General features: G+C 65.8%; 13 protein-coding genes. 10 read left to right on the top strand and 3 right to left on the bottom strand.

What is annotated here, in order from left to right; all coding sequences use genetic code 11:
* Complete coding sequence (gene rpsO / locus ACKOED_RS08745) at positions 1–270, bottom strand: 30S ribosomal protein S15 (protein WP_408916213.1); 270 nt, start codon at positions 268–270, stop codon at positions 1–3.
* A gap of 18 nt (positions 271–288) precedes the next feature.
* Positions 289–1,206 carry a tRNA pseudouridine(55) synthase TruB gene (gene truB, locus ACKOED_RS08740; protein ID WP_408916212.1) on the bottom strand — a complete coding sequence of 306 codons (918 nt, stop codon included), beginning with the start codon at positions 1,204–1,206 and terminating at the stop codon, positions 289–291.
* A gap of 107 nt (positions 1,207–1,313) precedes the next feature.
* Here truB and aepX point away from each other — a divergent pair, with 107 nt between their 5' ends.
* Complete coding sequence (gene aepX / locus ACKOED_RS08735) at positions 1,314–2,612, top strand: phosphoenolpyruvate mutase (RefSeq protein ID WP_408916211.1); 1,299 nt, start codon at positions 1,314–1,316, stop codon at positions 2,610–2,612.
* Positions 2,612–3,751 (top strand): phosphonopyruvate decarboxylase, encoded by a 1,140-nt coding sequence (aepY, locus tag ACKOED_RS08730; protein WP_408916210.1) that lies wholly within the window; start codon positions 2,612–2,614, stop codon positions 3,749–3,751. Before aepX ends, aepY begins: the two co-directional genes overlap by 1 nt.
* 15 nt (positions 3,752–3,766) lie before the next feature.
* Here the strand turns inward: aepY and ACKOED_RS08725 are convergent, their stop codons facing one another.
* On the bottom strand, positions 3,767–5,935 hold the full coding sequence (locus tag ACKOED_RS08725; protein WP_408916209.1) for a primosomal protein N': 2,169 nt from the start codon (positions 5,933–5,935) through the stop codon (positions 3,767–3,769).
* A 54-nt stretch (positions 5,936–5,989) separates the two neighbouring features.
* Between ACKOED_RS08725 and pabB the strand changes: the two genes are divergently transcribed.
* The 8 genes from pabB to sucD all read left to right on the top strand — a co-directional run.
* Positions 5,990–7,330 carry an aminodeoxychorismate synthase component I gene (pabB, locus tag ACKOED_RS08720; protein WP_408916208.1) on the top strand — a complete coding sequence of 447 codons (1,341 nt, stop codon included), beginning with the start codon at positions 5,990–5,992 and terminating at the stop codon, positions 7,328–7,330.
* Positions 7,327–7,890 (top strand): anthranilate synthase component II, encoded by a 564-nt coding sequence (locus tag ACKOED_RS08715; RefSeq protein ID WP_408916207.1) that lies wholly within the window; start codon positions 7,327–7,329, stop codon positions 7,888–7,890. Before pabB ends, ACKOED_RS08715 begins: the two co-directional genes overlap by 4 nt.
* On the top strand, positions 7,887–8,777 hold the full coding sequence (locus ACKOED_RS08710; RefSeq protein ID WP_408916206.1) for an aminotransferase class IV: 891 nt from the start codon (positions 7,887–7,889) through the stop codon (positions 8,775–8,777). Before ACKOED_RS08715 ends, ACKOED_RS08710 begins: the two co-directional genes overlap by 4 nt.
* Positions 8,778–8,780: 3 nt before the next feature.
* Positions 8,781–9,431, top strand: a complete 651-nt coding sequence (gene fsa / locus ACKOED_RS08705) for a fructose-6-phosphate aldolase (protein WP_408916205.1) — start codon at positions 8,781–8,783, stop codon at positions 9,429–9,431.
* 6 nt (positions 9,432–9,437) lie between these two features.
* Entirely contained in the window at positions 9,438–10,529 is a 1,092-nt protein-coding gene (zapE, locus tag ACKOED_RS08700) for a cell division protein ZapE (protein WP_408916204.1), read from the top strand.
* Between the two features lie 131 nt (positions 10,530–10,660).
* The gene (gene mdh, locus ACKOED_RS08695) at positions 10,661–11,623 is read left to right on the top strand and encodes a malate dehydrogenase (RefSeq protein WP_408916203.1); all 963 of its coding nucleotides are present in this window, start codon (positions 10,661–10,663) and stop codon (positions 11,621–11,623) included.
* Positions 11,624–11,658: 35 nt separating this feature from the next.
* Positions 11,659–12,828 carry an ADP-forming succinate--CoA ligase subunit beta gene (gene sucC, locus ACKOED_RS08690; protein ID WP_408916202.1) on the top strand — a complete coding sequence of 390 codons (1,170 nt, stop codon included), beginning with the start codon at positions 11,659–11,661 and terminating at the stop codon, positions 12,826–12,828.
* A partial coding sequence (sucD, locus tag ACKOED_RS08685) for a succinate--CoA ligase subunit alpha (RefSeq protein WP_408916201.1) occupies positions 12,828–13,505 on the top strand: 678 nt, incomplete at its 3' end. The genes sucC and sucD, both read left to right, overlap by 1 nt.

Raw genomic sequence — 13,505 nt, 5'->3', positions numbered from 1 at the left:
TTAGCGGCGGATCTCGAGGCGTTTGATGAGCGCCTGATAGCGCTGGTCGTCCACCCGCTTCAGGTAATCCAGAAGCGAGCGGCGCTTGCTGACCATGGTCAGAAGCCCACGGCGGGAATGATTGTCCTTCTTGTGGGTCTTGAAGTGGTCGGTCAGGTGATTGATGCGTTCCGTCAGGATCGCTACCTGAACTTCGGGCGAACCGGTGTCGCCGGGCTTCGTGGCATATTCCTTCACGAGAGCGGATTTCCGCTCGGCAGTCATGGTCATTCGGCCATCTCCAAATGGTTACAGGTTGAACAAACGCTTCGGCTTGAGCGCCCCTTCGCCGATTGTGGCGATGCCGACGGGGTGTCCCCCGCACGTCACCAGAACCGCATCTTCCGCGATGGGAGCGTTCGCGCCTCTGAGGAGGACGGCTTGCCCTAACCTCAGGCGCCGGGCCTGATCCGCGTCGATGGCCAGTGCCGGGATGCCGTCCAGCACGGTCTCGATCGGGAGCAAAACCCCAGTCATGGCGTTTCCGCCGGGGGCCTTATGGCTGAGTTCCCCAAGCTTTTCCAGCGAAATCATCTGGGCTTCCCCGGCTCGCCCCACCGCCACCCGGCGCAGCGCGGAGACGTGGCCGAAACTGCCCAGCGCCCGGCCCAGGTCGCGGGCCAGGGAGCGGATGTAGGTGCCCTTGCCGCAGGCCACTTCGAAGCTGGCGTGATCGGCGTCCGGGGCCTCCAGCAGCCGCAGCGCCTCGATTTGCACAAGACGGGCGGCAAGCTCCACCGCTTCTCCCGCCCGCGCCAGGTCATAGGCCCGGGCGCCGGCGACCTTGATCGCCGAAAAGGCCGGCGGCGCCTGCATGATCTCGCCCCGGAACCGGGGCAGAATGGCGGCGATCTCATCCGGCGTGGGGCGGACGGCCGAAGTGGCGGTCACCTCGCCTTCGAGGTCATCGGTTGAGCGTTCTTCCCCCCAGCGCACGGTGAAACGGTAGACCTTGCGGCCATCCATGGCGAAGGGCACGGTCTTGGTCGCCTCGCCAAGGGCGATCGGCAAGAGGCCGGTGGCCAGCGGATCGAGGGTGCCGCCATGGCCCGCCTTCCCGGCGTTGAACAGGTGGCGCACCCTGGCCAGCGCCTGGGTGGAGGTCATGCCATAGGGCTTGTCGAGCATGACCCAGCCGTGGACAGGGTCTCTGGGTTGTCTGGCCATGTCGTCTCCTAGCCGGTCTCGGCAGGAACAGGAACTGCCATCCCTTGTTGACCCGGCGAAAGCCATCTATGGGAACGTTTTCATCCCAGCCGGAGAACCCAGACCAAATGCCAACCGTGTATGTCGGAATGACCATCGACATCCTGCATCATGGCCATATGAACGTAATCGAACACGCCCGGAGCCATGGCGAGGTGACGGTGGGCCTCCTCACCGACGCGGCGGTGGCCGATTACAAGCGGCTTCCCTACCTCAGCTACGAGCAGCGCAAGCGCATCCTCGAAAACATCCGGGGCGTGGCACGGGTGGTGCCGCAGAATGAATGGGACTATGCGCCCAATATCCGAGCCTACCGGCCGGACGTCATGGTCCATGGCGATGACTGGCTGACGGGCCCGCTCGCGCCCTACCGCGCCAGGGCGCTGGAGGCGCTCAACGAATATGGCGGCAAGTTGATCGAGATTCCTTACACCAAAGGCATCTCCTCGAGCGCCATGGCGGAGGCGCTGGTGGCTGTGGGGACGACACCGGAGGTCCGGAAATCCACCCTGGCGCGGCTATTGCGCGCCAAGCCCATTACCCGTTTCCTCGAGGCGCACAGCCCAATCTCGGCGCTCGTCGCCGAGCATGCGCGCGCCGAGGAAGGCGCCAAGATCAGGCAGTTCGACGGCTTCTGGTCAAGCTCGCTCACCGATTCGACCCACATGGGCAAGCCCGACATCGAGGCCCTCGATATCTCCAGCAGGCTCGCCAACATCAACAACATCTTCGAGGTGACGACCAAGCCGCTGATCATTGACCTCGATACCGGCGGCAAGCCCGAGCATTTCGAACTCAACATCCGCAGCATCGAGCGGCTGGGAATCTCGGCTGTGATCATCGAGGACAAGACTGGCCTCAAGAAGAACTCGTTGCTTGGCAATGAGGTCGCGCAATCCCAGGAGGATGCAGATGCCTTTTGCCAGAAGATCCGCGCCGGCCGGGCCAGCCGCATCAGCCCGGATTTCATGGTCATTGCGCGGATCGAGAGTCTCATTCTCGACAAGGGCATGGATGACGCCCTGCACCGCGCCAGGGCCTATGCCGAGGCCGGGGCCGACGGCATCATGATCCACAGCCGCCAGAAGCAGCCGGACGAGGTCTTCGCTTTTGCCCGCCAGTTCAGGGCCGGTTTCCCCCATCTGCCGCTGGTCTGCGTACCGACGAGCTACAACCAGGTGACCGAAGACGAACTGGCCGCCCATGGCTTCAACATCGTGATCTACGCCAACCACATGATGCGCGCCGCCTATCCCGCCATGAAGCGGGCCGCGCATGAGATTCTCCGCCATGGCCGCTCGTCCGAGATCGACAAGCAGCTGATCAGCATCAACGAGATTCTCGAGCTCATTCCCGGAACCAGGTGATGATCGACTGCAACCATTTTGTCCGCGGGCTGGAACAGGCCGGAATAGGCTTGGTCACAGGGGTGCCGGACTCGCTGCTTCGCAACATCTGCGCTTGCATCACTGGCACGCTGCCGCCGGAGCGGCACATCATCGCCACCAATGAGGGTGCTGCCGTGGCCATGGCCACCGGGCATTACCTCGCCACCGGGCGGCCGAGTCTGGTCTATATGCAGAATTCTGGGCTTGGCAATGCCGTGAACCCGCTGGTGTCCCTGGCCGACCCCCTCGTCTATGGCATTCCGATGGTGTTGATGATCGGCTGGCGCGGCGAAGTGCTGAGCACCGGCACGCAGGCCAAGGATGAGCCGCAGCACCGAAAGCAAGGCTTGGTCACTCTGGCGCAGCTCGACACGCTGGGCATTCCCCATGCGGTGGCCGACGCGTCGACTCCCGATATCGCCGGCGTGCTGGCGGGCCTCACCGCAGACGCCCTGGCCCGGCCGGGCCCGGTGGCGCTGGTGATGCGCAAGGACAGCTTCGCGCCCTATGCCGGAAAGCCTGCGTCAGCAGACCATCCCTGGCCCTCGCGCGAGGACGCGCTTCGCACGCTGCTCGGCGCGCTGCCGCCCGCCAGCCTGATCGTCGCCACTACCGGCTACGCCTCGCGCGAGCTGTTCGAATTGCGCCGCCAGCTTGGCCAGCCGCATGAGCGCGATTTTCTCTGCGTGGGCGGCATGGGCCATGCGAGCCAGATCGCCGCCGGCATCGCGCTGGCAAAGCCGGAGAGCCTGGTCGTGTGCGTCGATGGCGACGGCGCGATGCTGATGCATATGGGCGCGCTGGCGATCAGCGCCGGCTGCAGCAATCTCATCCACATCGTCATCAACAATGGCAGTCATGAATCGGTAGGCGGGCAGCCCACGAAGGCGGCGGACCTCAATCTCGCCAAGCTTGCGCGGAGCCTCGGCTACGGTTTCGCGCATCGTGCCGAAAGCCTCGAAGCGCTCAATGCGCTCACGCAACGCGCACTCACTTGCGGCACGAGCGCCTTCGTCGAAGTGATGTGCCGCACCGGGGCGCGCGGCAATCTCGGACGGCCGGACCGCTATCCCGCCGAAGCCAAAGCGGATTTCATAGCCGCCATCGCGAAAGGCTGAAATCTCTGGGAGTTGCTACAGGAAACTGTAGGGATCGACGTCGATCTGCAGGGCAAGCGAGCCTTTGGGCTTCACCGGGCCCAGCCACAGCCTGAGGAAGGCCTGCAGATTGGCCTCGCGCCGGGCCTTGACCAGAAAGCGCCAGCGGTGGCGGCCGCGCACCATGGCAATCGGCGCCGCCGCCGGCCCCAACACCGTGATGCCGTCGGCGAGCGGGGCGGCGAGGCCCAGATGGCGGGCGAAACGCTCAACTTCCGGGCCTTCGGCGCCCGACACGATGACTGCCGCCAGCCGTCCGTAGGGCGGCAGGCCGGCATTCTCGCGGATCGCCTTTTCCTGGTTGAGGTAGGACTCGCGGTCGCCGCTCTTCAGCGCCCGCATCAGGGGATGATCCGGCAGATAGGTCTGGACCAGCGCCCGGCCCGGCTTCTGGCCGCGGCCCGCCCGCCCGGCGACCTGCGCCAGCATCGCCCAGGTGCGCTCAGCACCGCGCGGATCGGCCGATTCCAGCGCCAGATCGGCATCCACCACGCCGACCAGCGTGAGGTGCGGAAAATGATGGCCCTTGGCCACCAGCTGGGTGCCGATCACCAGATTGGTCTCGCCTTCCTCCACGCCGCGGATCGCGTCGCGCAGCAGGCTGCCGCGGGCGAGATCGCTCGACAGGATGGCGAGCCGCGCATCCGGAAACCGCTCCATCGCCTCCTCGGCCAGCCGCTCGACGCCGGGGCCCACCGGCACCAGCCTGCCCTCGGTGTGGCAGGCCGGGCACGCGCGCGGCATCGCTTCGAGATGGCCGCAGTGATGGCACATGAGCTGGCGGCGGAACCGGTGCTCAACCAGCGCGGCCGCGCATTGCGGGCATTCGAGGCGGTGGCCGCAGGCCCGGCACAGGGTGAGGGGCGCATAGCCGCGGCGGTTCAGGAACAGCAGCGCCTGGTCGCCATTCGCAAGCGTCTCGCGCACCGCGGCGGCCAGTGGTGGCGAAATCCACGCGCTGGACTCCGGGTTGGCGCGCTTCATGTCGATGAGGCCGATCTCGGGAAGCTCCGGGCGTCCGTGCCGGTCCTTGAGACGCACCACGCCGTAGCGGCCGCGGTCGACGTTCACCAGGGTTTCGAGGGACGGTGTCGCGGAGGACAGCACCACCGGAAACCTGCCGATCGAACCATAAAGCACCGCCATGTCGCGGGCGTGATAGGGAACGCCATCATCCTGCTTGTAGGCGGCGTCATGCTCCTCATCGACGACGATGAGCTTCAGGCTCTTCCACGGCAGAAACAGCGCCGAGCGCGCGCCGACCACGATCCGGGCTGAGCCATCGGCCACGCCGCGCCACACCCGCTCGCGCTCACGCGGGCGGAGGTCGGAATGCCAGGCGGCGGGCTCGACCCCGAAGCGGCGTTCGACACGCGCGAGGAACGGCTGGGTAAGCGCGATCTCCGGCAGCAACAGCAGCGCCTGGCCGCCGGCCGCCAGCGTTGCCGCCATGGCCTCGAAATAGACTTCCGTCTTGCCCGACCCGGTGACGCCGTCGATCAGCATGACCTTATGCTGGCGCTGGGCGATGACGGCGCGCAGGGCTTCGGCGGCGGCCTGCTGGTCCTTGTTGAGGGCATAGCCGCCAGCAAGGAGATCAGGCGCCGCGAATGGCCGCATGGCCGGCAGCGCCACCGCTTCGAGCGCCCCGTCGCGGGCCAGCGCCTTGATGACCGATATGCCTACCCCCGCCGCCTCGGCGAGTTCGCCGGCGCGCATGGCAAAGCCCTGGGCCGCGATTTCCATCACCCGGGCGCGCTGCGGGGTGAGGCGCTTGGGCGGCTCGCCGGTGGCGCGCCAGGCCAGCTGCTCGCGCGGCCCCTCGAAGGCTCCAGGCGCCCGCAGCACCATGCGCAGCACATTGCCCGGCGGCTCCAGATAATAGGCAGCCAGCCAGTCGACGAACTTGCGGTGGGTTTCGGAGAGCGGCGGCATGTCGAAGACAGCGGCAACGTCGCGCAGCGTCTTCTCGGTGGCGGCCCGCGGCGCAAGGCCCCACACCACGCCGATCACCTGCCGCGGGCCGAGCGGCACGGCGACATAGGAGCCCGGCTCAAGCCACAGGCCGGGCGGCACGCGATAGGAGTAAGGCCCCTCCAGCGCCAGCGGCAGCAGCACCTCGGCTATGGCGGAATCGCCGGTCATCGCGCCTGAAATAGACTTGGGAAGAGCCCGCTTCCAGCCTTATATGGCGGCGCCATGAGAGAACCTCACACCCGCGAGATCGTTTGCCTCGAACCCTCGGCCCTGGCGCTGCGGCTCAGAGGCCAGCGCCAGCTCACCCTGCTCGAGAGCGTGATGCGCGACGAGCATCTTGGCCGCTATTCATTTCTCGCCTGCAACCCGAAAGCCACGCTGGACGTGACCGGCACCGGCGTGTTTCTCAACGGCGTAGCCTGCGATGAACCGGCACTCGCCGTGATCAACCGGCTGCTGGCCGCCAATCGCCAGCGTCACGTGCCGGGCCTGCCGCCGTTCCAGGGTGGGCTGGCGGGCTACCTCTCCTATGATCTCGGCCGCCTTCTGGAACCGGGCGCCCGGATCCCGGCGTTTCCGCCGCTGTGCCCGGACATGGTGCTCAATCATTTCGATTGCGTCGCCGCCTTCGACCACATGCAGGAACGCGCCTGGATCATTTCGGAGACCGCCGAACGCGCCGACCAGCTGGAAGAACTCCTGTCCGGCAAGCCGCACGCCGTTGGCAGCCATGAAATCTCTGGCTGGCAATCCAATTTCACCCGCGAGGCCTATGAGCAGGCCATCGCCCGCACCGTCGAATATGTGCTGGCGGGCGACGTTTTCCAGGCCAACATCACCCAGTGTTTTTCAGCACCCATTCCGCCAGGCTTCGATGCGCTGGCCTTCTACCGGGTGCTGCGGGCGAAGAACCCCGCGACTTTCGCCGCCTTTCTTGATTATGACGGCATCCAGCTCGCCTCATCCTCGCCCGAGCGCCTGTTGAGCCTCGATGGCGCCCGCGCCGAGGCCCGGCCGATCAAGGGCACGCGCCGCCGCGAGCCCGATCCGGCGCGCGATGCAAGCCAGATCGCCAGCCTCACCTCGAGCCGCAAGGACCGCGCCGAGAATGTGATGATCGTCGATCTCTTGCGCAACGACCTGTCCCGGGTCTCGAAGCCGGGGAGCGTCAAGGTGCCGGTGCTGTGCGGGCTCGAGAGCTACGCCAATGTCCATCATCTCGTATCGGTGATCGTCAGTGAACTGAAGGACGGGCTCGGCGCCGGGGATGTTCTGGCCGCGGCCTTCCCCGGCGGCTCGATCACCGGGGCCCCGAAGATCCGGGCCATGGAGATCATCGCCGAAATCGAAGCGGCGCCGCGCGGCGTCTATTGCGGGTCGATCGGCTATATCGGCTTCAACGGGCGCGCCGATTTCAACATCGCCATCCGCACCGCGCAATTCGCGGGCGGCGTGGCGCGGGTGCAGGGCGGCGGCGGCATCACCGCGCGCTCCGACCCGGCCGCCGAATATGAGGAGAGCCTGACCAAGGTCAGGCGGGTCATGGAGGCCTTCGGCGCATGATCCTGATCGTCGATAACTACGATTCCTTCGTCCACAACGTGGCGCGCTATTTCGAGGAGCTGGGGGTGCCCACCCAGGTGGTGCGGAATGACGCGGTATCCGCGGAGGATCTGGCGGCGGCCCGCGCCATCGTCATATCGCCGGGGCCCTGCACGCCCCATGAGGCCGGTCAATCGATGCAGATCATCAAGGAATACTCCGGCAGGCTGCCGCTGCTCGGCATCTGCCTCGGCCATCAGGCGATGGGCGCGGTCTTCGGTGGAAACGTCACCCGCGCCAAGCGGCCGATGCATGGCGAGGCCTCGGAGATCGTCCATGATGGCGCGGGCCTGTTCAGAGGCCTGCCGCAGCGCTTCAGCGCCGGGCGCTATCACTCGCTGATCGTCGAGCTCGAAGAGGGCGAGACGCCGCTCCGCGTGACGGCGCGCAGCGAGGACGGCGAGATCATGGGGCTCGCTCATCAAAGCCACCCGACCTTCGGCGTGCAGTTTCACCCGGAATCGATCCTCACCGAAGGCGGCTATGACATGCTGCGGAATTTCCTGGAGACCGCGGCATGAGCCTGACCTGGTTCAACGGCGCGATGATTGATGGACCGCTGGCCATCGACCGCGGCGAACGTGGCTTGCTCCTGGGCGACGGCCTGTTCGAGACCATGCTGGCCGTCAACCGCGTGGCCTTGTGGCGCAACATGCATCTGTTGCGGCTCGAGGCGGCGGCGGCCGAACTGGGCATCGGCTTTGACCGGGCGCGGGTTGAGGAAGCGCTGGCCGCGGTTCTGGCGGAGGCGCCGCCAAGCCACCAGGTGCTGCGGGTGACGCTCTCCCGCGGGGTGGCGGCGCGCGGGCTTGCCGCGGAGGGCGAAAATCCGGGCCTGCTCGTGACCTGCGATCCGTTCGATCCGGCATTGATGTTCAGGCCGGTGGCGCTGGCGACAAGCACCATCCGCCGTAATCCGTTTTCGATGGCAAGCCGCCACAAGACCCTCTCCTACATCGACAGCATCGCCGCGGCGCGCGAGGCTGCGGCGCGAGGCTGCGAAGATGCGCTGATGCTCAATGCCGATGGCAAGGTGGCGTCGAGCAGCATCGCCAACATCTTTCTCCTGAAGGGGAAGACCCTGGTAACGCCTGGCCGTGGCGAAGCCATCCTGACCGGCATCATGCGCCAGGCGCTGATCCACGCGGCGGCGCATCTTGGCTTCGCGGTGGAGGAGCGGACGGTGACGCCGGGCGAGCTGACGGAGGCGGACGCTGTGTTTCTCACCAACAGCCTGCGCTTCATCCGCCCGGTGACGGCGCTGGACCAAACGCCGCTCCGGCAGCGCGATCTTTCGGCCTTCGTCGAAGCCCTTTGCAAAGCAGCCCGGCTGCAATGCGGCCACGATCCACGGTTGATTTGGGCAGGGCCGGAGGTTAAGCCTGCCGCCGAAAAAGAAGGACGCTAGATCATGAAATTCTTTGTCGACACCGCCGAAGTGAAGGAGATCAAGGAACTGGCCGATCTCGGCCTTCTTGACGGCGTTACCACCAACCCTTCGCTGATCGCCAAGTCGGGCCGCCAGTTCAAGGACGTGATCGCCGAAATCTGCGGCCTGGTGCAGGGCCCCGTTTCCGCCGAGGTCGTCTCGCTCGACTATGACGGCATGATGCGCGAGGCGGCGGATCTGCGGAAAATCGCGCCCAATGTGACGGTCAAGGTGCCGCTGACGCTCGACGGCCTCAAGGCCTGCAAGGCGCTGTCCTCCGATGGCTGCATGGTGAATGTCACGCTGTGCTTTTCCGCCAACCAGGCGCTGCTGGCCGCCAAGGCGGGTGCGAGCTTCATCTCGCCCTTCATCGGCCGGCTTGATGACATCCACATCGATGGCACCGAGCTCATCGCCGAGATCCGCCAGATCTATGACAACTATGCTTTCGACACCGAGATTCTCGCGGCCTCGATCCGCACCGCGCTGCATGTGAAGCAGGTGGCGCTGATCGGCGCCGATGTGGCCACCTGCCCGCCCGCCGTCATCAAGTCGCTGGTCAAGCATCCGCTCACCGACAAGGGCATCGAGCAGTTTCTCGCCGACTGGAAGAAGACCGGCCAGACGCTCTGAGCCGCGATGGGGGCCGTCCTCGAGTCCTACGACCGCCGCCGCGAGGCCGGGGCGCTGAAACCCGATGCCGCACAACGGGCGGTGGCGGAGAAGCTCGACGCGCTGGCCGCGGCGCTCGCCGCAAACGCCCCGCGGCCCGGCCTGTTCAGCAAGTTCCGCAAGCCCCAGCCGCCACCGCGCGGCATCTACATTCACGGCGAGGTGGGGCGCGGCAAGACCATGCTGATGGACCTGTTCCACGAAGCCACAACGGCCGCACCCAAGCGGCGCGTGCATTTCCATGCCTTCATGCAGGATGTGCACGCAAGGTTGCATGCGGCGCGCCAGGCCAACGCGCAGGACGCCATTGCGCCGGTGGCGAAGGCCATCGCGCGGGAGGCGCGGCTCCTGTGCCTCGATGAAATACAGATCGCCGACATTGCCGATGCGATGATCATCGGCCGGCTGTTCGAAGGGCTTCTGGAACATGGCACGGTGATCGTCACCACCTCGAACCTGGCGCCGGGCGAACTCTACCGCGACGGCCTCAACCGCCAGCTGTTCCTGCCCTTCATTGACCTGATCGGCGCGCGGCTGGACGTCGTTGCGCTGGAAAGTCCCACGGATTACCGGCTGGGCCGGGTGAAGGCGCATGAAACCTTTCTCACCCCGCTGTCTCCTGAAAACGATACGCGGCTGCAGGACCTGTGGGAGCGGCTCACCGACACCCGGCGCGGCCTGCCTGTCGACCTCGCCGTGCTCGGCCGCACCCTGCGGGTGCCGCAGGCGGCGGCGGGCTGCGCCCGCTTCGGTTTCGCGGACCTCTGTGAGGCGGCGCTCGGCCCGGTGGATTACCTGGCGCTGGCAGCCAGTTTCCGGGTGCTTTTCGTCGAACACATTCCGGCCTTGGGTCCGGAGCGCCGCAACGAGGCGAAACGCTTCGTGCTGCTCGTCGACACCCTCTATGACGGCAAGGTCCGGCTGGTGGCCACCTCGGCGCAACCTCCCGATGGCATCTATCCCGCCGGCGACCATGCCCTGGAGTTCGGCCGCACCGTTTCCCGCCTGCGGGAAATGCAGTCAGCCGCCTGGTGGGGCAAGAAAATCGCCGAAACTTGACGTATTGGTCAAGTTTCTCGTTCGAAAGCACTAGGCGCACGCCTTGAAGGTGCTACAGAAGGGGTCTACACAGACGCCGTTTTTGCAGTGCAAAACGGGCTTTCAGCCCGCCCCAGGAAGGACATTCAGACATGGCTCGGAAGAAAATCGCGTTGATCGGCGGCGGCATGATCGGCGGCACGCTGGCGCATCTCGCCGCACTCAAGGAACTGGGCGATATCGTGATCTTCGACATCGCCGAAGGCCTGCCGCAGGGCAAGGCGCTGGACCTCGCCCAGTCGGGCCCCGTCGAGGGCTTCGACGCCCGGCTGTCGGGCACCAATTCCTATGAGGCGATCGCCGGGGCCGATGTCTGCATCGTCACCGCCGGCGTGCCGCGCAAGCCCGGCATGAGCCGCGACGATCTCCTCGGCATCAACCTCAAGGTGATGGCGGCGGTGGGCGCCGGCATCAAGCAATATGCGCCGCAGTCCTTCGTGATCTGCATCACCAACCCGCTCGACGTTATGGTGTGGGCGCTGCAGCGCTATTCCGGCCTGCCGCCGCATATGGTGGTGGGCATGGCCGGCGTGCTCGATTCAGCCCGTTTCCGGCATTTCCTGGCCGAGGAATTCAATGTCTCCGTTGAGGACGTGACAGCCTTCGTGCTGGGCGGCCACGGCGACACCATGGTGCCGCTCACTCGCTATTCCACGGTTGCTGGCATTCCGGTTCCTGACCTCGTCAAGATGGGCTGGTCCAGCGAGGAGCGCATCGCCAAGATCGTGCAGCGCACGCGGGACGGCGGCGCCGAAATCGTCGGCCTGCTCAAGACCGGCTCCGCCTATTACGCGCCGGCGAGCGCGGCCATCGCCATGGCCGAGAGCTTTCTCAAAGACAAGAAGCGGCTGCTGCCCTGCGCGGCGCATCTCACCGGCCAATATGGCGTCAAGGACACCTATGTCGGCGTGCCGGTGGTGATCGGCGACAAGGGAGTGGAGCGCATCGCCGAGATCGCCCTCAACGAGGAAGACAAGGCAGGCTTCGCCAAGTCGGTGGCTGCGGTGCACGGGCTGATGGCGGCGGCCACGACCATCGCGCCGGACCTCGCCTGAAAACTTGACGCACTGGTAAAGAGAGGCGGCGCCTTATGAACATCCATGAATACCAGGCAAAGGACGTGCTGCGCGGCTTCGGCGTGGCGACCGGGCGGGGAATTCCCGCCTTTACGACTGACGAGGCGGTCAAGGCGGCGGAAACGCTGGGCGGCCCCGTCTGGGTGGTGAAGGCGCAGATCCACGCCGGCGGCCGCGGCAAGGGCGGCGGCGTCAAGGTGGTCAAGTCGGTGGCGGATGTGAAGGCGGAAGCCGCCCGCATGCTGGGCATGCAGCTCATCACCCATCAGACCGGGCCTGAGGGCAAGAAAGTGCAGCGCCTCTACATCGAGGAAGGCACCGCGATCGCCCGCGAGCTCTATCTCTCGATCCTCGTCGACCGCGCCACCTCGCGCGTTGCTTTCATCGCCTCCACCGAGGGCGGCATGAACATCGAGGAGGTGGCGCATGCCACGCCGGAGAAGATCGTCACCGTGCAGGTGGACCCCGCCGCGGGCTATACGGGCTATGTCGGGCGCCGCATCGCTGCGGCGCTGAAGCTCGAGGGCGACCAGGTCAAGCAATGCGTGAAGATGATCGGCCAGCTCTACCGGGCCTTCATCGAAAAGGACATGAGCCTTCTGGAAATCAATCCGCTCGTGGTCACCAAGGATGGCCATCTGATCTGCCTCGACGCCAAGATCAATTTCGATTCCAACGCGCTCGACCGCCACCCGGAGATCAAGGAACTCCGTGATCTCGCCGAGGAGGACCCGAAGGAGATCGAGGCTTCCAAATATGACCTCTCCTACGTGGCGCTCGACGGCTCCATCGGCTGCATGGTGAACGGCGCGGGGCTCGCCATGGCGACCATGGACATCATCAAGCTCTATGGCGCCGAGCCCGCCAACTTCCTCGACGTGGGCGGCGGCGCCTCGAAGGAGAAAGTGGCGGCGGCCTTCAAGATCATCACCGCCGATCCGAAGGTGAAGGGCATTCTCGTCAATATCTTCGGCGGCATCATGAAATGCGACGTGATCGCCGAGGGCGTGATCGCGGCGGTGAAGGAAGTGGGCCTCAAGGTGCCGCTGGTGGTGCGGCTCGAGGGCACCAATGTCGATCTCGGCAAGAAGATCATCCGCGAGTCCGGGCTCAATGTGATCCCCGCCGACGATCTCAATGACGCCGCACAGAAGATCGTGCGGGCAGTGAAGGAGGCGGCTTGATGTCCATTCTCGTTAACCGCAGCACCAAGGTCATCTGCCAGGGCATTACCGGCAACAACGGCACCTTCCACACCGAGCAGGCCATCGCCTATGGCACCCGCATGGTGGCGGGGGTGACGCCGGGCAAGGGCGGAACCACCCATATCGGGCTTCCGGTGTTCGACACGGTGTGGGACGCCAGGCAGGCGACGGGTGCCGATGCGTCCGTCATCTATGTGCCGCCGGCCTTCGCGGCGGATGCCATTCTTGAGGCCATCGACGCCGAAATCCCGCTCATCGTGTGCATCACCGAGGGCATTCCGGTGCTGGACATGGTGAAGGTGAAGCGGGCGCTGTCGGGCTCGAAATCGCGGCTCATCGGGCCCAATTGCCCCGGCGTGCTCACGCCTGACGAATGCAAGATCGGCATCATGCCGGGCAATATCTTCAAGAAAGGCTCGGTCGGCATCGTGTCGCGCTCCGGCACGCTCACCTACCAGGCGCTCTTTGAGTTGAAGCAGCGGGGCATCGGCGTCACCACATGTGTGGGCATCGGTGGCGACCCGGTTCCCGGCACATCGTTCGTCGATTGCCTTGCCGAATTCCAGAAGGATCCCGAGACGAGCGCGATTCTGATGATCGGCGAAATCGGTGGCTCCGCCGAAGAAGAAGCCGCGGAATTCATCAAGGCGAATGTC

Source organism: Aestuariivirga sp. (assembly GCF_046093005.1).
Taxonomy (GTDB): Bacteria; Pseudomonadota; Alphaproteobacteria; order Rhizobiales; family Aestuariivirgaceae; genus Aestuariivirga.
This window is presented reverse-complemented; position numbering and strand designations above follow the sequence as displayed.